A 26,059-nucleotide genomic window follows, 5' to 3' on the forward strand; every position below is an offset into this window, starting at 1 on the left:
GCTGGCGGACAGGAACTGTGACCCCGCCGTGTCTATCACTTGGGGCGAGTCGCGGGAACCACGCGCGTAGCACGTGTCACTTCTCCGCGGTGTTCTCGGTGGAGTCCGCGGCGCTCCCGGTCGCGAGTCCGGTGTGCTCCGGGGACGGTTCGACGGCCCGGTAGTCGGGATGCTGCGCGCCCTTCTCCAGGAACCGCAGCAGCTCCACCGGGATCGGCAGCACCAGCGTGGAGTTCTTCTCCGCCGCCACCGCCATCACCGTCTGCAGCAGGCGCAGCTGGAGGGCGGAGGGCGCGTCGGCCATCTGGTGCGCGGCCTCGGCCAGCTTCTTGGAGGCCTGCAGTTCGGCGTCGGCGTTGATGACCCGGGCCCGCCGCTCGCGGTCGGCCTCCGCCTGCCGGGCCATGGAACGCTTCATCGACTCCGGCAGGGACACGTCCTTGATCTCGACGCGGTCGATCTGCACGCCCCAGCCGACCGCCGGGCTGTCGATCATCAGCTCCAGGCCCTGGTTGAGCTTCTCGCGGTTGGACAGCAGATCGTCCAGATCGCTCTTGCCGATGATCGAGCGCAGTGACGTCTGCGCCATCTGGGAGACCGCGAAGCGGTAGTCCTCGACGTTGATGATCGCGGCCGACGCGTCCACGACCTTGAAGTACACGACCGCGTCGACCCGCACGGTCACGTTGTCGCGGGTGATGCCTTCCTGGGCGGGGACGGGCATCGTCACGATCTGCATGTTGACCTTGTGGAGCCGGTCCACGGCGGGCACGATCAGGGTGAATCCCGGCTGGCGTACCTGCCCTCGCAGACGTCCGAGCCGGAGGATCACGCCGCGTTCGTACTGCTTGACGACCCGTGCGGCAGCCGCGAGATACACGAGCCCCGCCACGCCGACACCGACAGCAGCCCCCAGCAGCTCCTCGACCATGACGACCTCCTCGCCGAGAGGCCCGTTGCGTATGCTCCTGTAACGATATGCCCGGTGTCTGGTCCGGGGCCACGCCGGCCCCGGACCAGGTCATACACCGTCCGTCATGCGCCTTCCGGTGTCATGGGCCGTCCGATGTCGTACGCCCGTCAGGGCGCCGTGACCCGCACCGGCTCGGTGCCCGCGGAGCTGTGCCGCTCGGCCCAGCTCTCCAGGGCCGTACGGCAGGCGTGGTCGAGGTGGTGCAGTCCGGACAGGTCCAGCTCCACCGGGCGGTCCTGGGGCAGGGCCTCCAGGCTGTCGAGGATCTTCGGCAGCCTGAGGAAGGTCGCGTTGCCCGACAGGTACGCCTGGATCGGACCGGCGCCCTTGTCGATGACCTCCAGCTTCACGTGCGAGGCCTCCCAGGCGGTCTTGGCCACCGACAGGGCCAGACCGATGAGCACGCCCTCGAACATGTTCACCGCGACGATCGCGACGGCGGTGACGACGAGGATCAGCGCCTCGCCCTTGTGGGCCCGCCACAGCGCCGAGATCTGCTGGAACGGGATCAGCTTCCAGCCCGCGTGCACCAGGATGCCGGCGAGCGCGGGGATCGGGATCAGCGCCAGAGCCCACGGCATCGCGACGGCGAACAGCAGCAGCCACACACCGTGCAGCACCCGGGAGGCCTTGGTCTTCGCGCCCGCGTTGACGTTGGCGGAGCTGCGCACGATCACCGCGGTCATCGGCAGCGCGCCGAGCGCACCGCACACCGTGTTGCCCACGCCCTGGGCGATCATCTCCTTGTTGTACTCGGTGCGCGGACCGTCGTGCAGCCGGTCCACGGCCGCCGCGCTGAACAGGCTCTCCGCGGAGGCGATCAGCGCGAAGGCGATGATCGTGCCCCAGATCGCCGGGTCGGCCAGCTCACCGAGCGCCTCGGCACCGGGCGGCTGGACGACGCCGAGCAGGCCCTCCACCTGGACGGTGGCGACCGGCAGACCGAAGGCGAGGGAGACGACCGTGGCCAGGACCACCGCCGCGAGGGCGCCGGGCACGGACTGCACGGCCTTCGGCATCTTCTTCCACAGCACGATCACGGCGATGGTGCCCGCGCCGATCGCGAGGGAGGTCAGCGCCTCGGTGCTGCCGAGCGCGTCGGCGAACGCCCCGGGCAGACCCACGAGCTTGCCGATACCGGTCTCGGGTGCCTTCAGGCCCGCCGCCGCGTAGATCTGGCCGGCGATGATCACCAGACCGATACCGCAGAGCATGCCCTCCACGACGGAGACGGATATCGCCCGGAACCAGCGGCCTATCCCGGAAAAGCCCATGGCCAGCTGGAGCAGACCGGCGCACAGCACGATCACCCCGAGCGTGGCCACCCCGAACTCGCTGACGGCCTCGAAGACCAGCACCGTCAGACCGGCGGCCGGCCCCGACACCTGAAGGCTGCTGCCGCGCATGAGCCCGGTGACGAGGCCGCCCACGATGCCGGTGACCAGGCCGAGTTCGGCCGGGACACCGGAGGCGACGGCCACGCCGACGCACAGCGGCACGGCGACCAGGAAGACGACTATGGAGGCGAGGAAGTCCTGCCTCAGATAAGGGAACTTGGACAGCATGGTCGTCAGTCCCCTCAGAGCGTCTCGAACGTGTCGGACTGCGGGCGGTGCGTGCGCACGATGCCGGTGTGGACCTCGTAGTACCAGCCGTGCAGCCGGAGTTCACCCGACTCCAGGCGCTTGTCGATGCACGGGTACGACCGCAGTCGCAGCAACTGGGCGAGGACGTGGTTCTGGACGCCCTCGGCGACGGTCGGGTCGGCCGTGTCGGAGCACTTGGGCTCGTCGGCGGCGTTCGTCAGCCAGTCGCGCACGGCCGGTACGGCGGTCAGGTCGTCGCCGCGCACCAGCGCGCCGATGGCACCGCAGTGGGAGTGGCCGCAGACCACGATGTCGCTGACGCCGAGAACTTCCACGGCGTACTCGATGGTGGCCGCCTCGCTGGTGGGGTGCTCGGAGGCGTACGGCGGGACGATGTTGCCCGCGGTGCGCAGCTCGAAGAGCTCGCCGGGGCGGGCGCCCGTGATGAGGGCCGGGACGACCCGGGAGTCGGAGCAGGTGATGAACAGGACCTGCGGGGACTGCCCTTCGGCCAGTTTGGCGAACTCCTCAGGGCGCTGTCCGAAGGTACGGGCGTTGTCGATGAGGGGCTGCATGTGTGGTGACTCCTCCTGGCGCGCGGCTGTGGCGCGTCGGGGTTTACATGACAGGTGGGGGGACTGCTCTGCTTCTCAGCAGCGGAAGACCTGAAGCGCGGCCGGGGTGCGGGACGCCGAGGATCTCGACGTGCGCTGGTGCGAGGTGCCGGATCCGGCCGGTTCGTGCTCGGACACGGGGTCCCGGGTGAGCAGGGGCCGGTGGGGCGCCTCGGGCCCGGAGTCGGCGACGCGCTGACGGTCACGGGTACGCAGTGGACCGGTCGGGTCCCCGTCGCCCGACGGTATGAGGTGACGTGACGTCAGGACTTCGTCGCGCAACGCCTTCCCGGAGAGTTTGATTCCGGGCTGGGCCTTGGCCTCTGCCTGACTGACCGTGTGCGCGTGTGCGAAGGACGCGGCGGGTGCGAAGAACTGGAGGGCGAGCAGGACGGCGGCGAGGAGCGAAACCACGGTCCGGGCCGTCGTACCTCGGAACATGAGCCTCCCTCCAGTCAGTCCACACCTCTTGCGCGAGCCAACACTTGGTCAACCGTTGGTCAAGAAACACATTAGCCCGGCAAAGTTGTTTGCAGGGTTAACTTAACGTTTCGAGCTGAAGAGAGCCTGAAATGCGAGGGTGAGATGGCTTGAACTCCCCCTTGACATGGGGGAGTTGACAAGCTCGAGGCGTCAGGCGGTGACGAGGCCCTTGGCGTCGCGGGCCAGGGCGGTGAGGCGCGAGATGGCGCGGAAGTACTTCTTGCGGTAGCCGCCCTTCAGCATCTCCTCGCTGAAGAGCTTGTCGAAGGGCAGCCCCGAGGCCAGGACGGGGACTTCACGGTCGTAGAGCCGGTCCGCGAGCACGACGAGCCGCAGGGCGGTGGACTGGTCCGGAACGGGCTGTACGTCGGTGAGGCACACGGCCTTCAGGCCGTCGGTCAGCGCGCCGTAGCGGCTGGGGTGGACGCGGGCCAGGTGGTCCAGCAGGTGCGGGAAGTCGTCGAGCGAGGCGCCCTCGGTGGCGTACGCCGCCTTCGTCACCTGTTCGTCGGAGAACGGCGCCGGCGCCTCGGGCAGGCCGCGGTGGCGGTAGTCCTCGCCGTCGATGCGCAGCGGGTGGAAGTGTGCCGACAGGCCCTGGATCTCGCGCAGGAAGTCGGCCGCCGCGAAGCGGCCCTCGCCGAGCTTGCCGGGGAGGGTGTTGGAGGTGGCGGCGAGCGCGACGCCCGCGTCGACGAGCTTGCCGAGCAGGGTGGAGACGAGGACGGTGTCGCCCGGGTCGTCCAACTCGAACTCGTCGATGCACAGCAGCCGGTGGCCGGAGAGCGTCTGCACCGTCTGCTGGAAGCCGAGGGCGCCGACGAGGTTCGTCAGCTCCACGAACGTGCCGAAGGCCTTGAGGGACGGCTCGGCCGGGGTGGCGTGCCAGAGGGAGGCGAGCAGATGGGTCTTGCCGACGCCGTAGCCGCCGTCGAGGTACACGCCGCGGCGGCCCACCGGGGCCTTGGGTGCCTTGCTCCTGCCGAACCCGAGGAAGCCGCGCCTGCCCGTCTTGCCGGCGCCGCTGGCGTGCGCACCGCCGAGCCCGCCCGCGAAGCCCTCCAGGACGCGGACCGCCTCGGTCTGGCTCGGCTGGTTCGGGTCCGGGATGTACGTGCTGAAGCGGACCGAGTCGAAGCGCGGCGGCGGCACCATCTCGGCGACCAGCCGGTCCGCGGGGACGTGCGGCTCGCGGGCGCACAGGGACACCGGGCTCGCTTCGGCTATCGGGCTCGGCTGGGACGCGGCGGAGGAGGACGACACGGTTCACCATGCTAAGCGCCGTGCCACACTCCATGACATGCGACGCCTGTTCCCTGTGACCGATGAAACAGCAGCGAGGGCCTCCGGCGGTTCCGCCGGGGACGACGGGGTTGGAGCTGCCGAAGGGGGGCTTGGGACCGGTGGGTCCGGTGGTGGGCCTTCCAGGGCCGGGGCCATTCCGGGAGCCGGTGGGGCGGCGGAGGGGGGCGCTGATCAAGGGCCCGCTGCGCCGGTGGCCGGTGAACCCGGCGGGGAGTCCGCGCGTGAGGATTCCGGCGACGCCTCCGGGTCCGGTGCGCCCGGCGGCGCACGTGATGAAGCAGGCGCGGGAATCCGCGGGGCGGGCCCCGGCGCCGGAGACACCGGGCGGACGGTCGGCCGTCGGGAGGGGGCCGGGGGTGCTGGGACGGCCCCGGCAGGCGGTGGCCCGAGCGCCGACGCCGCTTCCCCCGCACTCGGCGCTGCCCCGGCGGGCGGGGCGGCCGCAGGTGGTGGGCCGGCGGCCGCCGGGGAAGGGGCCGCGCCCCCTGGATCCGGTGCTTCCGGCTTCGAGACGACCGGGCTTCCGACCTTCGGCGCGTCCGGCATCGGCGGGGACCGCCGGGAGGCCGTCGCGGCGAAAGCCCTGCCCGGGGCCGATCTGGTCGACCGGGAGTGGAGCCTTGACGAGCTCGCCGCCGCCTATGCCTACCCGGAGCCGGGGTCCGGCGGTCGGCAGCCCTGGTTGCGGGCCAACATGGTGTCCACGCTGGACGGGGCCGCCCAGCACGACGGGCGTTCGCAGCCCATCTCCTGCGCGGCCGACATGCGGATCTTCGGGACGCTGCGGGGGCTGGCGGACGTCGTGATCGTCGGCGCCGAAACGGTACGCCTGGAGGGGTACCGCCCGGCACGCACGCGTGCCGAGTTCGCGCAGGCGCGTGAGGCGGCCGGACAAGGGCCCGCGCCGGCCATCGCGGTGGTGAGCGCGAGCCTGGAGCTGGACTACAGCCTTCCGCTCTTCACCTCGCCGGCCGTCCCCACCCTGATCCTCACGGGCGCCGCCGCGGCACCGGACCGGATCGCGGCCGCCGAGAAGGCCGGCGCACAGGTGGTGATCGCCGGTGACGGCGTCGGTGTGGACCCCGTCCGTGCCGTCCAGGCACTCGCCGAGCTCGGCCACACCCGGCTGCTGACCGAGGGCGGACCACGGCTGCTCGGGCAGCTGGTGGCCGCCGGAGTGCTCGACGAGCTCTGCCTGACGATCTCCCCGATGCTCACCGCCGGTGACGCCCAGCGCATCGCCGGAGGGCCCTCGTTGGCGGTTCCGAAACGGTTCGAGCTGGTGTCCCTGCTGGAGGAGGGCGGTTTCCTGTTCGGGCGGTACCGGCGGTCGTGAGGACGCTGGTCCGGTAAACGGCGGAATCAGCCGTTCCGCTTGGCTTCCGCCGGGCACACTGGATCTCGCAGCCCCCGTGCGCGCACGGGGCAGGATGGTTTCCGCAGAAGGGGCTCCCGTGTTCACAAGCGTTCTGATGATCGAGAAGGCCCTGACGTCCGCCGACGTGGAGTTCGTCACCACCTTGCACGGGGACGAGCAGGTCGCCTTCCATGTGTTGCTCCAGCCGCGGGGCGAGCAGGCCGACAGGCTGTTGCGAGCCATCGACGACATCGCGCTGGGCGAGCTGGACGAGGCGGTGCGGGAAGGGAAGACGCCGGAGGGGGAGGAAGCGCTGACTACGGGGCAGCGGGCGCTCGAGGTGTCCCTCACGGCGCTTCGTGCCTCCGGCGGTTCGGCGGAGGGGCGGCTTGTCGAGGATCACCCGCTGGATGTGCTGAGGGGTGTGGTGGAGGAGGTCGGGGCCGATGAGGTCATCGTGCTGACCGATCCTCATTACGTGGAGGAGTTCTTCCACCGGGACTGGGCGTCGAGGGCTCGGCACAAGGTGGGGGTGCCGGTGCTGAAGCTCTTCTCGCACAGCAGGGCGTAGGGGGCTTTCGGGGGAGCGCCGTAGGGGCTGGTGAGATCTCCCGGCTGCGGGTGGTCTGTGGTTGCTCGCGCAGTTCCCCGCGCCCCTGAGTCGGCACAGTGCCCCGCGCCCCATTGCTCAACGTCCGCCGGAGTACCCAATAGGCTGGGGCCTCATCGTCGTATCGCAATCCTGGGAGAACACGCATGGCACCCGGCATTCCCACCGCCATGGACCGACCGCACTTCATCGGCATCGGCGGGGCCGGAATGTCGGGGATCGCGAAGATTCTGGCGCAGCGTGGGGCGAAGGTGGCGGGCAGTGATGCCAAGGAGTCCGCGACCGCCGAGGCGCTGCGGGCGCTCGGGGCTAGCGTGCACATCGGGCACGCGGCCGAGCATCTCGCGGCCGATGCCACGTGTGTCGTCGTCTCGTCGGCGATCCGGGCCGACAACCCGGAGCTGGCGCGGGCGGCCGAGCTGGGGATCCCCGTCGTCCACCGGTCGGACGCACTCGCCCGGCTGATGGACGGGCTGCGCCCGATCGCCGTCGCCGGTACGCACGGCAAGACGACCACGACGTCGATGCTGGCGGTCTCCCTGACCGAGCTGGGCCTGAAGCCGTCGTATGCCATCGGCGGTGACCTCGACGCCCCCGGTTCCAACGCCCTGCACGGCGAGGGCGACATCTTCGTCGCCGAGGCGGACGAATCGGACCGCAGCTTCCACAAGTACGCGCCCGAGGTCGCGATCGTCCTGAACGTCGAGCTCGACCACCACGCCAACTACGCGTCGATGGACGAGATCTACGAGTCCTTCGTGACGTTCACCGACCGCATCACCGAGGGCGGCACCCTGGTGATCTCGGCGGACCAGGAGGGGGCTCGGGAGCTGACCCGGCGGGTCGCGGCCTGTGACGTGGAGGTGGTGACGTACGGCGAGGCGGAGGACGCCGACGTGCGCGTCCTGTCCGTGGTGGCGCAGGGGCTGAAGAGCCAGGTCACCGTCGTTCTGGACGGCCAGGAGCTCACGTTCACGGTCTCGGTCCCCGGCCGCCACTACGCCCTCAACGCCGTGGCCGCTCTCGCCGCCGGCGCGGCGCTCGGCGTCCCGGCCGCCGAGCTGGCCCAGGCGCTGGCGGCCTACACCGGCGTCAAGCGGCGCCTCCAGCTGAAGGGCGAGGCCGCGGGCGTCCAGGTGATCGACTCCTACGCCCACCACCCGACCGAGATGAGCGCCGACCTGGAGGCCATGCGCGCGGCCGCCGGTGACGCCCGGATCCTGGTCGTCTACCAGCCCCACCTCTTCTCCCGCACGCAGGAACTGGGCAAGGAGATGGGCGAGGCCCTCGCGCTCGCGGATTCGTCGCTGGTCCTGGACATCTATCCCGCCCGCGAGGACCCGATCCCCGGCGTCACCAGCGACCTGATCATCGAGGCGGCCCGGGCGGCGGGCGCCGAGGTGACCGCCGTGCACGACACGTCCGAGGTGCCCTCGCTGATCGCGGGAATGGCGAAGCCCGGTGATCTCGTTCTCACCATGGGCGCGGGCGATGTCACCGACCTCGGCCCGCTCATCCTGGACCGCCTGTCGAAGTGAGGGGCAAGGACTCATGTCGTACGACGTCGAAAAGCCGGACGAGCAGTGGCGCACGGAGCTGACCCCGGCCGAGTACGCCGTCCTCCGCGAGGCCGCAACGGAGCCCGCCTTCACCGGTGAGTACACCAACACCAAGACGAAGGGCGTCTACTCCTGCCGTGCCTGCGGTGCCGAACTCTTCACCTCCACCACCAAGTTCGAGTCCCACTGCGGCTGGCCCTCCTTCTACGACCCGAAGGACACCGACGCGGTGGAGCTCGTCGAGGACCGCTCGCACGGCATGGTGCGCACCGAGGTGCGGTGTGCCCGGTGCGGGTCGCATCTCGGGCACGTGTTCGAGGGTGAGGGGTATCCGACGCCGACCGATCAGCGCTACTGCATCAACAGCATCTCGCTGCGGCTGACGCCGGACGAGGGCTGACGCGGGACGAGGGCCGAGGGGGAGGGGCTCCGCGGGAGTGGGGTCCGGCCCCGTTGGCACGCCGGATGCCGGTGTTCCTAGACTCGTAGGGGAGCTCCGACCCTCGGCGGTCTGCCCGGTGCGGGAAGGCGGTGGCGCTGCATGCCGTACGTCGCTGTGAGTGCGATCAGTCATCCCGGCCTGCTGCGCGAGCGCAACGAGGACAGCCTCGTCGCCGGCCCCTGGACGCTGTGCGCCACCGTCACCGAGAATCCGCAGACCCTGATCTTCCCGCTCGGCACGCCTTTGGCCGTCGCGGTCGCGGACGGGCTCGGCGGGCATCCCGGCGGCGATGTGGCCAGCGCCCTCGTCGTCCGCCGGATCGCGGCGCTCGGTCCCGCGCTGAGCAGCGAGGTCGCCGTCCGTGACGCCCTGAACCTGTGCAACCGTGCCGTGTACCAGGCGGCCGGCGGGGAGCAGGGAGGCGACCTCGCCGGCATGGGCTCGACGGTCGCCGGCGTCGTCGTACAGCCCGACTCGCTGCTGGTGTTCAACGTGGGCGACAGCCGGGTCTTCGCCGCCTCGCGCGGCGACGGGCTGCGCCAGCTCAGCGTCGACGACAGCCCGCCGCACCCGGCCGGGCAGACCACGTCCCTGGTCACCCAGTGCCTGGGCGGCTCGCTCGCCTACCGTGCCGTCGAGCCCCATGTCTCGACCGAGTCCATGGAGCCGGGCGAGCGGTACCTGATCTGCTCGGACGGGCTGACGGACCCGGTTCCGACGGACGTACTGGACAAGGTGCTGCGGGAGCACGACGACGGTCGCGCGGCCTTCGAGCTGTGGAAGGCGGCCATCGAGGCGGGCGGGCCCGACAACATCACGGTGGCGGTCGTACGCGTCGCCGACGAGTGACCCCCGGTCGTGGAAGTGAGCCTGTCTCTCAAGGTGGATCGTCTTCGTCCTGCGGATATCCGTGCCGGCCGTGCAGCCGGACGAAGCGGGCCGCCGTCAGCGTCCGCCACGGCTCCAGGCCCGACTCGGTGCGCAGGAAGCAGACGACCCGCTCGTGTCCGCCCGGGCCGATCGGCTGCACCAGGCGGCCCGACGGTCGTACCTGCCCGACCAGCGGGGCGGGCACCTCGGGGAACGCGGCCGACACGACGACCGCGTCGTACGGCGCCCGGTCCGGCACTCCGCCGCTGCCGTCGCCGACCCGCAGCTCGACGTTCCGTACGAGCTGTCGCGTGAGGTTGGCGCGGGCCCGGCGGGCGATGTCCGGCCGTATCTCGATGCTGACCACGTCGGCGGCCAGGCGGGCGAGCAGCGCGGTCTGGAAACCGAGACCGGTGCCGATCTCCAGGACGTGCTCGCCGCCGTTCAGAGCAAGGCTCTCGATCATCATCGCGGACAGCGACGGCTGTGTGGTGACCTGCCCCTGCCCGATGGCCACCGGCACGTCACGGTAGGCGTCGGCGGCCTGATCGGCCGGCACGAAGGCCGCCCGCGGCGTGGTCCGTACGGCTTCGAGCAGCCGTTCGTCCAGGATCCCGGCGGTTCTGAGGGCCCGCACGAGGTCCTCTGGATCCCTGGGTACGGAGGTCAGGGGGCTCACGGGGCTCACGGGCGGATCACCACCGATGCTGCAGGCCGAGGCGGCCGTGACCTCATCGTAGATCGGGCATGGGACCGGTCAGAGGATCTTGCGCTGGACCAGGACCGACAGCACGAGCGCGCCCGGCAGCGCGGGCAGCCAGACCGTCAGGACGCGGTAGCCGATGACGGTGGCCGCGGCGAGGCCGATCGGGGCGCCGAAGGTGACCATCGTGAAGACGAGGGCCGCGTCCACGGGGCCGATGCCGCCGGGTGCGGGCACGGCGCCCACCGCGGTGCTCGCCAGGAGGAGCGCGAGGGTCACCTGCGTCCAGGACAGCGGCAGGCCGAGGGCGAAACCGACCGAGGCGATCACGCTCGCCTGGAGCAGCGGGGTGGCGGCGGCCCCGCCCCACAGGGCGAGGACGCGGCTGGGCCGGGTGTGCAGGATCCGCGCGTCGGTCAGGGCGGTGCGGACGAAGCAGACCACAGGGCGCCGCAGCGGTCGTACGGCCGCCGCGAGGACGCCCGCGGTGCCGAGGGCGGCCGTCACGCCCACGGCCACCAGGAGCACGGTCCGCTCGTCCGGGACGAGTTCGCCCAGGTGCAGCAGATCGGGGAAGGCCACCAGGAAGCCGAGCAGGACCAGCGTCTTCGCGAGCGGCTTGACCAGGGAGTACAGGGCGAGTGAGGCGGTGCCCCGGGTCAGGGAGATGCCCTGGCCCTGGAGGAAGCGCAGGGTGACGGCGTGGGCGCCGATGCTCGCCGGCAGCACCTGGTTGGCGGCGCCGGCCGCGAACTGCGACGCGAGCAGCAGGCCCGGCGGCAGCCGCTCCGGCAGGGCACCCTGGCGGACGCACGCGGCGGCCACCCAGCCCATGCAGGTGAAGAACAGACCGGCGAGCAGCCACCACGGATCGGCGGAGGCGAGCCGCGCGGCCCCGTCCCGGAAGGCGCGCCAGTCGGCCGCCGCCCAGGCCCCGATCAGCAGGAGCGGCAGCAGGGTCAGGGCGTGGCGGGTGAGACGGGCGGGGGAGAAGCCGGGCGGGGCGGACGCGGGAGCGACGGTACGGGGAGCGAGGCGCACGGCCGGAGCGGGTGCGGGTGCGGGCGCGGCGGGCAGCGGTCCGGGGAGATCGCTGAGCGGGAGCGAGGACACAGCGGGGTCGTCCTTCCGCGTCACGCCCGCGGGGGATGCGGGACGGGACGGCTAGAGGGCGAGGCAGGAGGGACGACGAAAACGTGCCCGCCCGGCGTGACGCCGCGGTGTCCGGAAACCGAAGGGGCGTCGGCGGGCGGGCGACGCGGACGGGGTGCTGCCCCGCCCGCCCCCGCCCCTCACCGCATCACCCCCGCCCCTCACCGCATCACCCCCGCCCCTCACCGCATCCAGTGCCCGTCGGTGCTCCACCCCAGCAGGCGCCGGGCGCGGCCTCCGTCCGCCGTTCCGTCGCCGCCGAAGCTGCCGCCCTCGGCGACCAGGATCAGGCCCGCCAGAGCGGGGGCCAGCCGGGTCGTGACGTGGGTGGGGTGGCGGGCGGTCTCCTCGTCCAGGCCGGCGACGAAGCGCCGCTGCTCCTCGGGCGGGCACAGGGACAGCTGGAAGAGCATCTGGCGCCAGGCGTACGCCGCGTCCTTGATGGTGGCCAAGGGGCGGGGGTTGTGCTGCACACGGGCGGTCAGCCGGCACACCGTGCCGAAGCTGCGGCGTGCCAGGTCGGCCCAGCCGGGCTGCGGGGCGATGCCCACGCGGTGGACGAGCGTGGCGAGGTTGTGCGTCGTGAGGATCTGCGCCTGCTCGATGACCTTGCCGTTCGCCGCCACGGACCAGGACCGGATCTCCGTCCCGGCGCGCTCGGCGCACAGCCGCGCGAAACCGGGAGACGTACGGGGGCCCTGCGAGCGGCTCAGGGCGGCGCCCGTCTCGGCGATCGCCAGGTTGCGGATCGCGGTGTAGTCGATGCCGTAGTAGCGCTCGTACAGCGTGCCGCCGAGCAGCTCGGCCGCGATCCGCGCCGCCGTGAGGAACTTCGGGCTGAACGAGCCCATGAAGATGTCGGCGGCCAGCTCCTCCACGAACGGGGCACCCAGGTCGCACTGGCGCTCGAGCACGCCGAGCTCGCGGACGAGCGGGTTGGGCAGGATCGTGCCGGGGAACGCCTGCACGGCCAGCTCGCCCAGCTGCCGCAGCACGCCGAGCGCACCGTCGCCGTCCGGCTGGCCCACCGTCGCGGCGCGCTGCCCGGACACCGCCCTTACCCAGGGCAGTTCCTCGACGCGGACCTGCCGCTCGAAGTTGAGCAGCAGCAGCGAACGGCGGTTGCGGAACGCCCGGTAGTTCGCGGTCATCAGCGCCCGCAGGGTCGCGTCGCGGTACGCCTGCGCGGTGGTGGCGGCGACCAGCTGCGGCACCAGTTCGGCCATGACCTCGGCGGACGGGACGACGCCCCGCTCCACGAGGGTGCCGATCGGCGCGGTCAGCGCGGCCTCGACGACCTGGCGGATCGCGGGCGGTACGGCCGCACCGGCGGGCAGGCCGGTCTCCCGGCTCTCCTCCCGCGTCACCGCGGCGACGAGCGGGTCGACGTCGGTGACACCCGCCTGCTGGGGGAGTACGGCGAGCCGGCGCAGCACCAGCTGGGCCAGGGCGTGGTGGGAGGGGAGCGCCGCCTGCTCGGCCTGGCGGCGGCGCAGGGCCGTGTGCGGCGCGGAACCGGGCAGGCCGCGCCGCCGCACCATGGACTGCACGGCGTGCCGCAGCAGACCGAGCCGGCGGGCGTTCAGCGGTCGTCCGGCGACGGTCTCCTCGAGTGCGCCGAGCAGAATCCCCAGGTTCTCCTTGGGGTTGCGGTGCTTGGTGCAGAGGGTGTGCTCCGCGGCCAGCAGCCGGTAGCGGTCCAGCAAGGCGGCGCCGCGCGCCGACCACTCCGCGTCCGGGGCGCGTTCCAGCACCCGGCCGTCCCGCGCCGTCTCCAGCCAGTGGGCGAGCAGCTCGTCGCCGAACGGCTGCCATACGGCGAGCGCCTCGCGCTGGGTCTCGACGGCGGCGTTGGGCCGCCGCCGGACCAGGGTGTCGACGACATCGGAGACGGTGTGCCGGTGGACGGGCGTACCGGCCTCCGCCGGGTCGGCCTGCGGCGCGGCGCCGTCCGCCGGGCGCGGCAGGAACCGCAGGCGGTCGGCGAACGGCTCCAGTTCGGCCGCGAGGTCCAGCGCGGCGTCCGTCTCGCCGTGCCGCACCAGCCAGGCCAGGGTGAGCACCGCGGCCTCCTCGGGTACGCCGATCTCGTAACGGCCGCTGTCCAGCAGGGCCCACAGCCAGGCGAGTCCCGGCTCGGTCAGACAGTGGGCGAAGAGCGCACGCCGCTCGGCCGGCACCGCGAAGCTCCGCGCGGTCTCGGTCTCGTACGGCTGGAGCGGGCCGCCCGCGCTCGCGGTGCCCGTGGCGAAGCCGCCGCGCACCACCTCGGGCGTCACCCACGCCGGCAGGTCGGCCACGGGGGTGCGCGAACCGATCGTCAGCCGGCCCGCGGCCATGCCCGCGAGGACCGCCCGCCAGCGCTGCCCGCGCACCTCGGCGCGGCGCCGGGTGTCGGCGTCGTCGTGGGTCAGCGCGGTCGTGAAGGCCTTGGCCAGCTGGGCCGCCGCATAGGAAGGGGCGGCCGCGGTGAGGGGCTGCTGCTCAGCGTTGTCGTCCATAAGCCGACGTGGCAGGTTCCGCCCCTGCGCCCTCCGGGTCCCGAGCCCGGTGCTCTGCTGCTGAGCTACACGTCGATGACGGCAGACGGTAGGCCCGGGGGTGATCCTCATACAACCGGATTTTGGGTCGACGGCATCTGCCCGTGGGGGATCGACCGAGGCTCGGCCCGTCAGCCGCCTCGGCCCGCGGCTCGCCGCCTGCGACGGTATGTACCGTGGGGCCGGGGCCGGGGCCGGGGCCGGGGCCGGGGCCGGGTCGCGGGCCGGCGGGCGGGCCAGACGCCAGACGGCTGGGAAGACGGTGCTGATCGGCGGGTCGGGCTTGCGCGAAGGGGCCTCGTATGTCGGCGTGAAGCTGCCCGCACAAGCCGAACCGGTGAATCAGCCAGCCACCAGAAGGTTGACTTACGGCTGACCGAGCCAGAGCATTGCCGGGGTGAGCCACTTCGAGCACGTCTCTCTCCGGGCGACCGCCGCACTCCCCGCCGACCTGGACGAAGCCGCCCACCGCTGTCTCGTCGCCGGGTTCGACGGGACCGCGAGCGTGCCGGACGTCCTCAAGGAGCTCATCGACCGCGGGCTCGGCGGCGTCATCCTGTTCACCCGCAATGTGCGCGAGGCGGAGCAGGTGCGCCGCCTCACGGACGAGTTGCGGGCCATACGCCCGGACCTCCTCGTCGCCATCGACAACGAGGGCGGCGGCATCGGTCACCTGGTCAGTGCCGGCGCTCCGGAGGTCCCCGGCTCCTACGCCCTCGGCGTCGTCGACGACCCGAACCTCACCGCCCGCTGCGCCGACGCCCTCGCCGGGCATCTCGCCACCCTCGGCATCACCGCCTCCTACGCCCCCGTCGCCGACCTCCAGCACCGGCCGGACAACCCGATCGTGCGCACCCGCTCCTTCGGCGCCGCCCCCGAGCTCGTCGCCCGCCATCTGCGCGCCTGGATCACCGCCACCGAGGCCCGCGGCATAGCCTCCTGCGCCAAGCACTTCCCCGGCCACGGCGGCACCGTCACCGACAGCCACCACGGCATGGCGGTCGACCCACGGCCGTACGACGAGTTGCGCGCCGACCTCGAACCGTTCCGCGCGGCCGTCGCCACGGGTGTGCCGATGCTGATGAGCGCCCATGTCGTCTTCCCGGCGCTCGACCCCAACCGCCCCGCCACCCTCAGCCGCCGCATCCTGGGCGACCTGCTCCGCCACGACCTCGGCTTCGACGGCGTCCTCGTCAGCGACGCGCTGGAGATGAAGGCGATCGCCGACGCGTACGGCGAGGCGGCCGGCGCGCGCATCGCCCTCGCCGCAGGGGCCGACCAGGTCATCGTCGCCGTGGGCGACCTGGACGTCACGCTGGCCTGCCGGGACGCGGTGCTCGACGCGCTGCGGACCGGCCTGCTCGCCCAGGAGCGCATCGAGGAGGCCGCGGGGCGGGTACGGCGGCTCGCCGCACGCTATGCGACCCCGCCCGGCGAGGTGGCCGGGTGGGACGCGGAGGCCGGTCTCACGGCCGCGCGGCGGGCCGTACGGAGCCGGGGCGTACCGCCCGCCGTGCGCGGCGCCCATGTCGTCGACCTGTTCCCGCCACCGCATCCCGCGCTGAACTGGGGAGGCGAGGACCTGCTCACCGAGGTGCGCGCCGTCGACCCCACCGCGACGGGGACGGCGGTCACCGGGGAGTGCGGCGCGGATCCGGACGCCCTCGTCGACGGAATCCTGCGCCGCTGCGGAACCGCGCCCCTGATCGTCGCCACCTGCGAAGCCGGGCTGCATCCCTGGCAGGCACGGCTGCGCGACGACCTGCTGGCCCGGCGGCCGGACGCGGTACGGGTGGACACCGGGCTGCCGGAGGGCGGTGCCCTGTGCTCGTTCGGGCGCGGGCGCGTCAACCTGCGGGCTGCCGCCGAGGCGCTGGCCGGCGTCTGAGGAGGGGCGCTCAGGACGGCCGTACGACGTCCTTGATCCCCCGCGCCGCCAGGTACTCCGCGTCCTGCGCCCGCTCCGCCAGGACCACCGCCGGGCGAACCCCTTCCGTCCGCAACCGCATCCACGCCTCGAAGTACGCGCCGCCCGGACCGGACACCGACCGGGTGCCCGGCGTGCAGTCCAGGATCAGGGCGGTGTCGCGCGGCGGCGCGGAGTGGTTCGCGGTGCGCAGGTCGGCGACGGTCTCGGCGAGTGCCTCGGCGATGGGCTTGGGGCGGCCGGAGGAGTCGAACAGGCCCAGCGTGTACTCCAGTTCCGGGAAGTCGGCCAGCGACCGGTCCACGTCGTGGGAGCACCACCAGGTCACGCCCCACAGCCCGGCGCACTCGGCCGCGTTCCGTACGGTGGCGCGCGCGAAGTCCGGCGCGTCGGCGGCCGGGATGTGCGGTTCCGGCGCGCCCGTCTCCTGGACCCAGACCGGGCGGTCGGGGTCGGTGGCGTACGCCTTGGCCAGCTCGGTGCCGTACTCGGCGAGATGGTGGACCTGCGGGGAGCGGGGGCCGTAGCGGCGGGCGCAGTCGCCGGAGAACACCCACGGGTGGACGGTGGTCAGATCGCCCTTGCGGGCCGAGGCCTCGGGGGTGAAGGGGTGGTCGTCGCCGTACCAGGCGGCGTCGTACGCCGAGTGCGTGACCAGCCCGCCGCCCGCGCCGAGCCCGTCCCGGGCGGCGGCCAGCAGGGTGTCGAGACAGTGGTCGACCTCGTCCGCCGTCACCGGGTTGTGCTCGACCAGGTTGTTGAGCTCGTTGCCGAGCTGGAGGCCGATCAGGTTGGGGCGGCCCGAGAGAGCACGGCCCAGCGTGCGCAGGAGGGTGGCCTGGGCGTCGATGGCCTCCGGGTCGGTGAAGACGTTGCGGTGGTGCCAGCTGCGCGTCCACTCCGGGTAGAAGTCGAAGCTCGACAGGTGCCCCTGCACGCCGTCCACTAGGACGCCGAGACCTGCCTCGCCGGCCAGGTCGACGAGGCGGGCGAGCTGGTCGACGGCGGCGGTGCGGACGAGGGTGCGGTTGGGCTGGAGCAGCGGCCAGAGGTGGAAGACGCGGACGTGGTCGAGGCCGAGGCCCGCTATCTGGTCGAGGTCGGCACGCGCGCGTGCGGGGTCGAAGTCGTGCCAGGAGTGGAACCAGCCGTGGGGGGCGTGTAGTTGACGCCGAAGCGGAGCGGGTGGATGGGATCCTCCTCGGGTCGGGGCCTGCCCTCGGGCGGGCCCGGCGCTTGTCCGGCTGCTGTCCGGCCGCTTGTCCGGCTCTTGTCGGCCGTATCGGGCTCTTGTCCATTGCGAATGTATCAACCACCATGGTGGCCGATGAATAGTGATTTGAACCAGGATTTGGCCGGGCAGACACCGGCGTACGTCGTCGGCCTGGACGCCGGCGGCACCCGAACCCGTGCCGTCCTGGCGCCCCTGCGCGAGGGCGATCCCGAGGGCGAGGGCGTCGGCGGGCCGGGCAACGCCCTGACCGTGCCCGGCGCCCAGCTCACCGAGCACCTCGTCGAGGCCCTCGCCCACGCCGTCCCGGAAGCACTGCGCAGCCGTGTCGTGGCCGTGGCGGGCGGGTTCGCGGGCGCCTCGCGGACCGCTCCGGACGAGCCGGGCCGCGTCAAGGCGCACGCCGCGCTCACCGTCGCGCTGAGCCGGCTGGGCATCGACGCCGACTCGGTCGAGATCCACAGCGACATCGAGGCCGCGTTCGCCTCCGCGCCGGGCCATCCCGCCGACGGGCTAGCCCTGGTGGCCGGCACAGGTGCGGTCGCGGCGCGCATCACCGCACGCGCGTGCACCACGACCGCCGGCGGGGACGGCTGGCTGCTCGGCGACGACGGCGGCGGCTTCTGGATCGGACGCGAGGCGGTACGGGTGGCGCTGCGCATGGCGGACGGACGGGGCGGGCCGACGGCGCTGGCCGCGTCGGTAGGGCGGGCGCTGGGCGTGCCGGAGGACGTCCTGCCGGGTGGCGGTCCGGGGTTGTACACCGGAGAAACCTCGACGTCGTATGCCGGAGAACCCCCGATGTCGTATGCAGGAGAATCCCCGACGTCGTACGCCGAAGGACCCCGGACGTCACACGCCGAAGAACCCCGGACGTCGCACGCCGGAAGATCCTGGACGCGGGCCCGGCGCGAGGCCTACCGCATGCATCTGCTCCCGGCCGTCATGGCCGAGCCGCCGGTCCACCTCGCCCGGCTCGCGCCCCTGGTGACGGAGGCCGCCCGGGACAAGGACGCCATCGCCGCCGGGATCCTCGACACGGCTGCCGACCACCTCACCGCCACGCTCCGCGCCCTCGAGCCGAGCCCCGGCGAGCGGATCGTCGCGACCGGCGGCCTGCTCGGTCCGGACGGACCGCTGACCGCACCGCTCACCGCCCGGCTGCGCCCCCTCGGCCTGACCCTCGACTGGGTGGCCGACGGCTCCCAGGGCGCCGTCGCACTCGCCCGTCTGGGGTACGAGGAATGAGCGAACTCGCCGCGCGGCGGCGCCCGACGACCAGTCGCCAGCCAGAACGGGCCAGAGGACGGGCCACGGGCGAGCCAGGATCACCGGGCCCGGCGGTTCTTCACCGCGTGCTGCGGGGTGATGTGGTCGGTCAGCGCGAGGGAGGCACTGGCGCGCTGGTAGGAGACCTGGCCGACGCGGACGTAGAGGCAGTCGACGATCATCAGGACGGAGTGGCGGCCGCCGATGCTGCCGGTGCGGAAGCTGGTCTCCGAGGTGGACGAGATGAGCCGGATGTCGGCGGCCTTGGCCAGCGGCGAGCGCGGGTCGGTGGTGATCGCGATGGTGGTGGCGCCCCGCTCCTTGGCCATCTCGAAGGGTTCGAGGGTCTCGCGGGTGGCGCCGGAGTGGGAGATGCCGATGGCGACGTCGGCCGGCGTGAGCAGGGCCGCGGAGGTGGCCGCTCCGTGCACCTCGGTCCAGCCGCGGACCTGGCAGCCGATGCGGAACAGCCGCGTCTCCGTCTCCTGGGCCACCGCGCCGCTGCCGCCGACGCCGTACACGTCGATGCGGCGGGCCCTGGCGACGGCCTGGGCCGCGCGCTCCAGCGCGTCGAGGTCGATGCGGTCGATGGTCTGCTGGATCGCGCGCAGGTCCGCGCTGCCGACGACCTGGACGACCCGCTCCAGGCTGTCGTCCGGTGAGATGTCGGGGCCGATCTCGGCCGAGCCCCAGTCGGAGACCTCGCCGCGGCCGCGCTCCTGGGCCAGCTCGATCAGCAGATGCTGGTAGGAGTCGAGCCCGATGGCGCGGCAGAAGCGGGTCACCGTCGCCTGGGAGGTGCCGGTGCGGCGGCCCAGCTCGGCGGCCGAACAGTGGGTGACGGCGGCCGGATCCTCCAGGATCAGCTCGCCGACCTTGCGGAGCGAGCCGGCCAGCCGGGGCAGCTCGGTGCGGATCAGTGTGGTGACGTCCGTCGGGGGCATGGGAAAGAAGGTACCAGCCACCGTATGCAGCGCAGATTGAATACCAGGACCGAGGCCGCCGCCTCATGGCCGCTCATTGCCCCTGTCATCCGGTGTGTGATTTATTGATTCACCGATGGAGTAGCTCGAGGTGGTTCAATCCACCAGTGGGGAGTGACCCGTGTCCGACGAGTCCGTGAGCGCCCGGCGCTTCGCGCGCGAGAGCATGGCCGTCCTCGACCGTATGACCGAGTCCGCCCGCGACGAGGTGGCACGGGCCGCCGGACTGATCGCCGACTGCGTGCGCGCGGACGGCGTGATCCAGGCCTTCGGCACCGGCCACTCCCAGGCCGTCGTCCTCGAACTCGCCGGGCGGGCAGGCGGGTTGGTGCCGACGAACCGGCTGAGCATCGCCGACCTCGTCCTGTACGGCGGCGAGTCTCCGAGCGTCCTCGACGACCCGCTCCTGGAGCGCCGGGCCGGGGTCGCCGCCCGGATCTACGACCTCGCCGCACCGCGCCCCGAGGACCTCTTCGTCGTGATCTCCAACTCCGGCGTCAACAGCGTCATCGTGGAAATGGCCCTGCACGCCAAGGAGCACGGCCACCGCGTCCTCGCCCTCACCTCCCTCACCCACACCCGCGCCGTCCCGGCCGGACACGCGAGCGGCAAGAAGCTCGCCGACCTTGCCGACGTCGTCCTCGACAACCGGGCCCCGCGCGGCGACGCGCTGCTGGAGCTCCCGGACGGCGGGGCGGTCTGCGCTCTGTCCACGCTGACCGGCGTGATGCTCGTCCAGATGGCCGTGGCCGAGGCCTCCGCCCTGCTCCTCGCCACCGGGGAGCGCCCGCCGGTGTACGTCTCGGCCAATGTGCCGGGCGGCTTCGAGGGCAACCTGGAACTGGAGAAGCGGTACGCCGGACGGATCCGGCGCACCGCGAGCTGATCACTCCACGGGCACCGGGGTCAGTGCGACGGCCGGCGGACAGGCGCCGGTCGTCAGCGGTGACTTGACGGTGCCCGTCGCCGTGTCCACCGGCACGAGGGTGTTCCCGTCGGCGGTGGTGACGTATGCCGTGCTCCCGTTCCAGTCCAGGGCCACGTCGAAGGCGGACCTGCCGACCGTGATCCTCTTCCCGGGGGCGCCGGTCACCGTGTCGACGGGCGTGACGTGGTCCCCGGTGCTGGGACTGACCCACAGGGTTCGCCCGTCCGGGGACGGGCCGAGCCCGTAGGCCTGGCCGGTGACCCGGAGCGTCGGCTCGGTCTCGTTGGTCGCCGTGTCGATCGGAGTCACCGTCGGGCCACCTGAGTCGGACACGTACATCGTCTTCCCGTCCGGTGCGGCGACGACGTTGAAGGGGCGCGGGCCGACGATGCGCCGGGCGCCGGCGTCGCGCAGCACTGAGGCGACGAGGCGCCGGGCGGAGGGATCGGTGTGCGGGCCGACGACCTCGACGACCGTGTCCGGGACGGCGAGCCGATCGGGGCTCATGGACCGATGGAAGCACGATCCTCCCGGGTGATTGGATCCACCCGGAGATGCTAGATGTGCTGAATGCATCATTCAATGACGCCCGCGGGAGCGCAGGCCGCCACAAGGGGCGCACACTGGAATACAAGGCCGTCGGTGCTCAAGGGGGTGTCGGCATGGCTGCGGCAAAGTCTGCGAGGGTGCGGCTGTGGCGGTGGCGGCGCAGCCCGCTGAGGCGGCGCAGTGACCTCGTCGAGGCGTGGGTCGTGCTGTGCGGGTGGCTGTTCGCGCTGGCCGGTGCCCTGTTCGCGGGGCTGGCGGCGGCGGACGCGGTCGTGCACTCGGCCGAGGAGCAGCGGGCCGAGAGTCGCAAGGTGACGGCCGTACTCGTGAAGGACGCGGAGGACCCGGGGGCCTCGCGCGTCACCACCGACCATCTCGTGTGGGCCACCGTCCGCTGGACCGACCCGGACGGCACGACCCGCACGGACGACGCGCGGGTGCCGCCCAAGACGCACGCCGGCAGCAAGGTCGAGGTGTGGACGGACCGTAACGGCGCCGTCGTCAACGAGCCGCTGTCCGAGAGCGAGATCCTGCTGCACTCCGTCGCCGGAGGCGTGCTGGCCGCCGGGGGCACGGTGGGTGTCGTGCTCGGGTGCACCTGGACGGTGCGGCTGGGGCTGGAGCGGCGTCGGATGGAGCAGTGGGCCGCGGAGTGGGAGCGCATGGACACGCCGTGGGGGTGGAAGACGGGCTGATACCCCGCCCCCCGCCCGGCACGACGAGCACGTCTCAGCAGCGGCCCACCGCCGGCCTCATTTGACGTCCGCGCTCGGCAGCGCCGTCGGGGACGCGGTGTTCAAGTCCTCCAGCCCCTTGGGGATGGCGAGGGTGAGGATCGGCGCGCCCGGTTGGGGTGCGGGTGGCGTGAGCTGGTCCTTGGGGAGCTTCGGCGGCGTGGTCTGCTGGAAGTTGTTCGTGTCGAAGTTCACCATGCCCGTCTTCTCCAGGACCGTCATGTGGTCGAGCACGGTGTCGTTCGCCAGGTCGGCCAGCTGACGGACCAGGGTGTTCTGCGTCGTGCCCCGGATCTTCGCGATGACCGGGAAGATCTGCCCATGCGTCACCCGCATGATCGCGACACCGGTGGCGTCGAACTCCTTGCCCGTCTTGGAGTCCACCGTCGCCACGAACTGCTGCTGCTGCGGGCTGGCCTGGTTGGGCAGCGTGATGTTCAGCTGGGACGCGATCTTGCGGCAGGCGAGGTCGAGCCGGGCATGTCCGACGACCAGGTGCTTGCCGGCCTCCTTCATCTCCGGGGTCGTCCCCCGCTGCATCGCCATCATGCCCAGCGGGTGCTCCCACAGGCCCGCCGCGCGGACCTTGACCACGAAGTCCCGGTCGGCCTCGGTCAGCGGGCCGTACTGCGTGTTGGCGATGACGCGGTCCTGGCTGACAGACGTGGTCTCCACGCCCAGCATGGCGGGGTAGGCGAGGGCTGAGAGGGTGAGGACGAGGGCGCCTCCCACGAAGACGGTGCCTACCATGCGGCGCGAGATGGGCATCGTGACTCCTGACGTGAACGGCTCGGTACGCCAGGAGGTACGGATGGAACGCGCGAAACAATCATCGCCGCGGGAAAAAAGTTGCGGCGCGCTGCGCGTCGTCCCGCACACGCACGGGATCACCAGGGCTCGGTGAGGGCCGCGTTGTGTCGTCTGTCCTCTTCATCGGCGTCGTAGCCGGTCACGCGGCCCCGGGGGCTGGGCCAGCCGTTGTGAGGCACATCACAGAAGGGCTAGGGTGATAGCGCTTGGCAGCCCACCGGGCCGTGGGCCGAACGGCGGCGCGCGCGACCGGGACGGCTCCAGGCGAGGGAAGTGATCCCGTTGACCGTCGCCTGGGACGACATCGGCGGGCTCGTCGATGCCCATGAACGATTCCTCGCCGGCTCACCGGTGGAGTCGGACGTCCGGGACTCCGTGCTCGACTCCTGGAAGCGCTGCCGCTCCGCCGGGCTGGAGCCGCACCGGCTGCTGGTCCGCTACACCGCCGACGTGGCACTGGACGACCGCTTCCTGCGCGCTGCCGACCCGGTCCTGTCGGGCCTCACCGCGTCGCTCGCCGGTGAGGGCATGACCATCGCGCTCTGCGACGCACAGGGCCGCATGGTCCAGCGGCTCGGTGGCGGCCAGGAGCTGTGCGAGCGCCTCGACGCGGTGCAGTTCGCACCCGGGTTCGACGCCTCCGAACCGGTCGTGGGCACCAACGGCGTCGGCACCGCCCTCGCCGAGCGCGGGCCGGTCTACGTCGCCGGCCGTGAGCACTTCGCCGACTGTCTGCAGCCCTTCGCCTGCGCGGGCGCGCCCGTGCGGGACCCGCTCAGCGGGCGCATCGAGGCCGTCCTCGACCTGACCTGCCTGCGCGACCAGGGCGACCCGGCCATGGTCGGGATGGTGCGCGAAGCCGCCCGGAACATCGAGGCCCGGCTGCTGGAGCAGGCCACCGAACGCGAGCGTGCCCTCCTCGCCGCGTACCGGCGGGCCGACGGCCATGCGCGGGGCTGGCCGAAGCAGCCCGAGTCGCTGCCGCCCGGCCATGACGGTGGCGCCCTCGGCCGGCTCGACCTGGCCGTACTGCGCGAGAAGGCCGAGGAACTCATCGCCTCACCGCACCGCACCCTCGACGAGGTCGCCCTGCCGAGCGGCCGGACGGCCATCCTGTTGCGCCGGCAGGTCCTGGGCGCGGCGGGGGAGAGCGGCGTCGCGGTCGAGGCCCGCGTCCTCGGCGGCCCGCGCCTGAGGCATGTCCGCCCGGCGCCGTCGGGCACGCCGGCTCCGGTGGCCTGGTCGGCGCAGGGCACGGTCGCCTCCGCCCCGCAGGGCAAGGCCGGGTCGGCGGCGCGGGCGCCGGCCCCGTCGATCACGTCGGTGCCGGCCGTCGGCGCATCGGCCGTGCCTTCACCGCCGTATGCGCCTCCGGCGGCTTCGGTGCCCGCCGTGGCCGTGGGACCCGCATCCGCCGAGCCCACGCTGTACGGGACCGCGACGGCGCCCGCATCCCCCTCGGCTCCGCCCCGCTCCGCGCCGGAATCCGCCGAAGCGACCCGCGCGCCGGACCGGACCGCAGCACGGCCCGCACCGGAAACGGCCGCAGCGCCGCGCACGGTCGTACCGCCGCAGCCGCCCGCCACGCCCGCCCAGGAGACGCACACCGACGGGACCGGCGCCGCCCGCACCGCCGTGTCCCCGCCCCAGCCCGCCACCCGCCCCGAACCGGACGGCGACGGCGGCGCCGAGGGGTGGCTGCTGCTCGTCGGTGAGCCCGGGGTCGGCCGGCTGGCCGTTCTCGCGCGGCGGCGGCTGGAGTTGCTGCACGACGCGAGCGTGCGGATCGGCACCACCCTCGACGTCACCCGCACCGCGGAGGAGCTCGCCGAGGTGACCGTCCCCCGGTTCGCCGACTTCGTCGCCGTCGACCTCCCGGACCCGGTGCTGCGCGGCGAGGAACCGGAGGCGCTCGGCGGCCGGGCGGCGCTGCGCCGGGTGGCCCTGCGGGCCGTGCGCAAGGATCCGCACCACCTGTACGACGTCGGCGACCTCGTCGAGTACGTCCCGTCCACGCCACAGGCCCGCTCCCTGGAGACGCGGCAGTCCGTGCTGGAACCCGTCCTGGCCGAGGCGGGCGGCTGGATCGCGCAGGACCCCGAGCGGCTGGAAGGGGTGCTCGCGGCGGGCATCCATTCCCTGATCACCGTGCCGTTGCGGGCGCGTGGCACGACCCTCGGTGTGGTCAGCTTCTACCGTTCGCTGCAGCCCGCCCCCTTCGAGGACGACGACCTGTCCCTCGCCCAGGAGCTGGCCGGCCGCGCGGCGATCTGCATCGACAACGCCCGCCGCTACACCCGCGAGCACAACACCGCCCTCACCCTGCAGCGCAGCCTGCTGCCCCGCGGCCGCCCCGAGCAGAGCGCCGTCGAGGTCGCCTACCGGTACCTGCCCGCGCAGGCCGGGGTCGGCGGCGACTGGTTCGACGTCATCCCGCTGTCCGGCGCCCGCGTGGCCCTGGTGGTCGGCGACGTCGTCGGCCACGGGCTGCACGCCGCCGCCACGATGGGCCGACTGCGCACCGCCGTCCACAACTTCTGCTCCCTGGACCTGCCGTCCGAGGACGTCCTCACCCACCTCGACGACCTGGTCGGCCGGCTCGACCGGGGCGAGGGCTGGGCCGCGGAGAGCACGCCCGACTCCGGCATCGTCGGCGCCACGTGTCTGTACGCCGTCTACGACCCTGTGTCCCGGCACTGCACCCTGAGCCGTGCCGGGCACCCGCTGCCCGCCGTGGTCGCCCCCGACGGCACGGTCGAATTCGTGGACCTGCCGTCCGGTCCACCGCTCGGGCTCGGCGGCATGCCCTTCGAGACCGTCGAGCTGGAGCTGGCCGAAGGCAGCCAACTCGTGCTCTACACCGACGGTCTGATCGAGGACCGGCACCGTGACATCGAGGCCGGCATGGACCAGCTGCGTGCCCTCCTGGCCCGCGCCGACCGTCCGCCGGAGGAGACCTGCGAGGCCATCCTCGACGCCCTGCTCCCCGACCGCCCCGTCGACGACGTCGCGCTGCTCGTCGCCCGCACGCACACGCTGGGCGCCGACCGGGTGGCCCAGTGGGAGCTGCCCAGCGATCCGGCGGTCGTGTCCCGTGCGCGGACCGCGGTCACCGACCAACTCGCCGCCTGGCACCTCGACGAGCTGGCCTTCACCACCGAGCTGATCGCCAGCGAACTGGTCACCAACGCCATCCGCCACGCCACCGGGCCCGTGCAGCTGCGGTTGCTCCGCGACCGCGCCCTGATCTGCGAGGTCTCCGACGGCAGCAGCACGTCGCCGCGGCTGCGGCGCGCCCGGAGCACGGACGAGGGCGGGCGCGGGCTGTTCCTGGTCGCGCAGCTCACCGAGCGGTGGGGGACGCGGTACGCCCCGAACGGGAAGGTCATTTGGACGGAGCAGCCGTTGCCGTGACCGCCGCTCAACGATGCCCG

Annotated in this window: 21 protein-coding genes, 1 tRNA gene and 1 pseudogene; 10 read left to right on the forward strand and 13 right to left on the reverse strand. The window is 72.7% G+C overall.

Features of this window, described 5'->3' with window-relative positions; genetic code table 11:
• Positions 1–76: 76 nt before the first annotated feature.
• The 5 genes from ACZ7L6_RS35475 to zapE form a co-directional block, all read right to left on the reverse strand.
• Positions 77–931, reverse strand: coding sequence for a slipin family protein (locus ACZ7L6_RS35475; RefSeq protein ID WP_471931215.1), 855 nt, complete (start codon positions 929–931; stop codon positions 77–79).
• A 149-nt stretch (positions 932–1,080) separates the two neighbouring features.
• Positions 1,081–2,538 carry a SulP family inorganic anion transporter gene (locus ACZ7L6_RS35480; protein ID WP_471931217.1) on the reverse strand — a complete coding sequence of 486 codons (1,458 nt, stop codon included), beginning with the start codon at positions 2,536–2,538 and terminating at the stop codon, positions 1,081–1,083.
• A gap of 14 nt (positions 2,539–2,552) precedes the next feature.
• Positions 2,553–3,134 carry a carbonic anhydrase gene (locus ACZ7L6_RS35485; RefSeq protein WP_471931219.1) on the reverse strand — a complete coding sequence of 194 codons (582 nt, stop codon included), beginning with the start codon at positions 3,132–3,134 and terminating at the stop codon, positions 2,553–2,555.
• 75 nt (positions 3,135–3,209) lie between these two features.
• Complete coding sequence (locus tag ACZ7L6_RS35490) at positions 3,210–3,614, reverse strand: hypothetical protein (protein WP_471931221.1); 405 nt, start codon at positions 3,612–3,614, stop codon at positions 3,210–3,212.
• 192 nt (positions 3,615–3,806) lie between these two features.
• Positions 3,807–4,919 carry a cell division protein ZapE gene (gene zapE / locus ACZ7L6_RS35495; protein ID WP_471931223.1) on the reverse strand — a complete coding sequence of 371 codons (1,113 nt, stop codon included), beginning with the start codon at positions 4,917–4,919 and terminating at the stop codon, positions 3,807–3,809.
• 736 nt (positions 4,920–5,655) lie between these two features.
• Between zapE and ACZ7L6_RS35500 the strand changes: the two genes are divergently transcribed.
• The 5 genes from ACZ7L6_RS35500 (at position 5,656) to ACZ7L6_RS35520 (ending at position 9,778) form a co-directional block, all read left to right on the forward strand.
• Positions 5,656–6,297 (forward strand): pyrimidine reductase family protein, encoded by a 642-nt coding sequence (locus ACZ7L6_RS35500; RefSeq protein ID WP_471931441.1) that lies wholly within the window; start codon positions 5,656–5,658, stop codon positions 6,295–6,297.
• 118 nt (positions 6,298–6,415) lie between these two features.
• Entirely contained in the window at positions 6,416–6,889 is a 474-nt protein-coding gene (locus ACZ7L6_RS35505) for an indole-3-glycerol phosphate synthase (RefSeq protein ID WP_471931225.1), read from the forward strand.
• Positions 6,890–7,074: 185 nt separating this feature from the next.
• Positions 7,075–8,466: a UDP-N-acetylmuramate--L-alanine ligase gene (gene murC / locus ACZ7L6_RS35510; protein WP_471931227.1), complete on the forward strand. Its 1,392-nt coding sequence runs from the start codon at positions 7,075–7,077 to the stop codon at positions 8,464–8,466.
• Positions 8,467–8,479: 13 nt separating this feature from the next.
• On the forward strand, positions 8,480–8,887 hold the full coding sequence (gene msrB, locus ACZ7L6_RS35515) for a peptide-methionine (R)-S-oxide reductase MsrB (RefSeq protein WP_433049585.1): 408 nt from the start codon (positions 8,480–8,482) through the stop codon (positions 8,885–8,887).
• A gap of 141 nt (positions 8,888–9,028) precedes the next feature.
• Positions 9,029–9,778: a PP2C family protein-serine/threonine phosphatase gene (locus ACZ7L6_RS35520; RefSeq protein ID WP_471931229.1), complete on the forward strand. Its 750-nt coding sequence runs from the start codon at positions 9,029–9,031 to the stop codon at positions 9,776–9,778.
• Positions 9,779–9,806: 28 nt separating this feature from the next.
• Here the strand turns inward: ACZ7L6_RS35520 and ACZ7L6_RS35525 are convergent, their stop codons facing one another.
• The 4 genes from ACZ7L6_RS35525 to ACZ7L6_RS35540 all read right to left on the reverse strand — a co-directional run bounded on the left by ACZ7L6_RS35525 (position 9,807) and on the right by ACZ7L6_RS35540 (position 14,230).
• Positions 9,807–10,436, reverse strand: a complete 630-nt coding sequence (locus ACZ7L6_RS35525) for a protein-L-isoaspartate O-methyltransferase family protein (RefSeq protein WP_471931231.1) — start codon at positions 10,434–10,436, stop codon at positions 9,807–9,809.
• A gap of 120 nt (positions 10,437–10,556) precedes the next feature.
• Positions 10,557–11,615: a lysylphosphatidylglycerol synthase transmembrane domain-containing protein gene (locus tag ACZ7L6_RS35530; RefSeq protein WP_471931233.1), complete on the reverse strand. Its 1,059-nt coding sequence runs from the start codon at positions 11,613–11,615 to the stop codon at positions 10,557–10,559.
• A gap of 221 nt (positions 11,616–11,836) precedes the next feature.
• Positions 11,837–14,155, reverse strand: a complete 2,319-nt coding sequence (locus ACZ7L6_RS35535) for a hypothetical protein (protein WP_471931235.1) — start codon at positions 14,153–14,155, stop codon at positions 11,837–11,839.
• Positions 14,156–14,158: 3 nt separating this feature from the next.
• Positions 14,159–14,230 (reverse strand) — tRNA-Pro (locus ACZ7L6_RS35540).
• Between the two features lie 361 nt (positions 14,231–14,591).
• Between ACZ7L6_RS35540 and ACZ7L6_RS35545 the strand changes: the two genes are divergently transcribed.
• Positions 14,592–16,082 (forward strand): glycoside hydrolase family 3 N-terminal domain-containing protein, encoded by a 1,491-nt coding sequence (locus ACZ7L6_RS35545; RefSeq protein WP_471931237.1) that lies wholly within the window; start codon positions 14,592–14,594, stop codon positions 16,080–16,082.
• Between the two features lie 10 nt (positions 16,083–16,092).
• On the opposite strand, the pseudogene ACZ7L6_RS35550 reads toward ACZ7L6_RS35545, so the two are convergent.
• Positions 16,093–17,312 (reverse strand): annotated as a pseudogene (locus ACZ7L6_RS35550) (glycoside hydrolase 5 family protein).
• 136 nt (positions 17,313–17,448) lie between these two features.
• Here ACZ7L6_RS35550 and ACZ7L6_RS35555 point away from each other — a divergent pair.
• Positions 17,449–18,600: a BadF/BadG/BcrA/BcrD ATPase family protein gene (locus ACZ7L6_RS35555; protein ID WP_471931239.1), complete on the forward strand. Its 1,152-nt coding sequence runs from the start codon at positions 17,449–17,451 to the stop codon at positions 18,598–18,600.
• A gap of 80 nt (positions 18,601–18,680) precedes the next feature.
• Here the strand turns inward: ACZ7L6_RS35555 and ACZ7L6_RS35560 are convergent, their stop codons facing one another.
• A complete protein-coding gene (locus ACZ7L6_RS35560) occupies positions 18,681–19,565 on the reverse strand; it encodes a MurR/RpiR family transcriptional regulator (protein ID WP_471931241.1) in 885 nt (294 codons plus the stop codon).
• 160 nt (positions 19,566–19,725) lie between these two features.
• On the opposite strand from ACZ7L6_RS35560, the gene ACZ7L6_RS35565 reads away from it, so the two are divergent.
• Entirely contained in the window at positions 19,726–20,490 is a 765-nt protein-coding gene (locus ACZ7L6_RS35565; RefSeq protein WP_471931243.1) for a sugar isomerase domain-containing protein, read from the forward strand.
• Here ACZ7L6_RS35565 and ACZ7L6_RS35570 read toward each other — a convergent pair whose 3' ends face one another.
• Complete coding sequence (locus ACZ7L6_RS35570; RefSeq protein WP_471931245.1) at positions 20,491–21,039, reverse strand: YncE family protein; 549 nt, start codon at positions 21,037–21,039, stop codon at positions 20,491–20,493.
• Between the two features lie 155 nt (positions 21,040–21,194).
• Between ACZ7L6_RS35570 and ACZ7L6_RS35575 the strand changes: the two genes are divergently transcribed.
• Positions 21,195–21,776 (forward strand): Rv1733c family protein, encoded by a 582-nt coding sequence (locus ACZ7L6_RS35575; RefSeq protein WP_471931247.1) that lies wholly within the window; start codon positions 21,195–21,197, stop codon positions 21,774–21,776.
• A 57-nt stretch (positions 21,777–21,833) separates the two neighbouring features.
• Here the strand turns inward: ACZ7L6_RS35575 and ACZ7L6_RS35580 are convergent, their stop codons facing one another.
• Positions 21,834–22,583: a DUF4142 domain-containing protein gene (locus ACZ7L6_RS35580; protein ID WP_471931249.1), complete on the reverse strand. Its 750-nt coding sequence runs from the start codon at positions 22,581–22,583 to the stop codon at positions 21,834–21,836.
• A gap of 315 nt (positions 22,584–22,898) precedes the next feature.
• Between ACZ7L6_RS35580 and ACZ7L6_RS35585 the strand changes: the two genes are divergently transcribed.
• Entirely contained in the window at positions 22,899–26,039 is a 3,141-nt protein-coding gene (locus ACZ7L6_RS35585) for a SpoIIE family protein phosphatase (RefSeq protein ID WP_471931251.1), read from the forward strand.
• Positions 26,040–26,059 lie beyond the last annotated feature (20 nt).

It is taken from the genome of Streptomyces sp. NPDC107522, from assembly GCF_055657525.1.

Coding starts and splice junctions, on each gene's coding strand:
- ACZ7L6_RS35575 (WP_471931247.1), top strand. CDS start 21,195: ATGGCTGCGGCAAAGTCTGCGAGGGTGCGGCTGTGGCGGTGGCGGCGC.
- ACZ7L6_RS35570 (WP_471931245.1), bottom strand. CDS start 21,039: ATGAGCCCCGATCGGCTCGCCGTCCCGGACACGGTCGTCGAGGTCGTC.
- ACZ7L6_RS35580 (WP_471931249.1), bottom strand. CDS start 22,583: ATGCCCATCTCGCGCCGCATGGTAGGCACCGTCTTCGTGGGAGGCGCC.
- ACZ7L6_RS35555 (WP_471931239.1), top strand. CDS start 17,449: ATGAATAGTGATTTGAACCAGGATTTGGCCGGGCAGACACCGGCGTAC.
- ACZ7L6_RS35520 (WP_471931229.1), top strand. CDS start 9,029: ATGCCGTACGTCGCTGTGAGTGCGATCAGTCATCCCGGCCTGCTGCGC.
- ACZ7L6_RS35560 (WP_471931241.1), bottom strand. CDS start 19,565: ATGCCCCCGACGGACGTCACCACACTGATCCGCACCGAGCTGCCCCGG.
- ACZ7L6_RS35475 (WP_471931215.1), bottom strand. CDS start 931: ATGGTCGAGGAGCTGCTGGGGGCTGCTGTCGGTGTCGGCGTGGCGGGG.
- ACZ7L6_RS35480 (WP_471931217.1), bottom strand. CDS start 2,538: ATGCTGTCCAAGTTCCCTTATCTGAGGCAGGACTTCCTCGCCTCCATA.
- ACZ7L6_RS35535 (WP_471931235.1), bottom strand. CDS start 14,155: ATGGACGACAACGCTGAGCAGCAGCCCCTCACCGCGGCCGCCCCTTCC.
- murC (WP_471931227.1), top strand. CDS start 7,075: ATGGCACCCGGCATTCCCACCGCCATGGACCGACCGCACTTCATCGGC.
- msrB (WP_433049585.1), top strand. CDS start 8,480: ATGTCGTACGACGTCGAAAAGCCGGACGAGCAGTGGCGCACGGAGCTG.
- ACZ7L6_RS35485 (WP_471931219.1), bottom strand. CDS start 3,134: ATGCAGCCCCTCATCGACAACGCCCGTACCTTCGGACAGCGCCCTGAG.
- ACZ7L6_RS35500 (WP_471931441.1), top strand. CDS start 5,656: ATGGTGTCCACGCTGGACGGGGCCGCCCAGCACGACGGGCGTTCGCAG.
- ACZ7L6_RS35490 (WP_471931221.1), bottom strand. CDS start 3,614: ATGTTCCGAGGTACGACGGCCCGGACCGTGGTTTCGCTCCTCGCCGCC.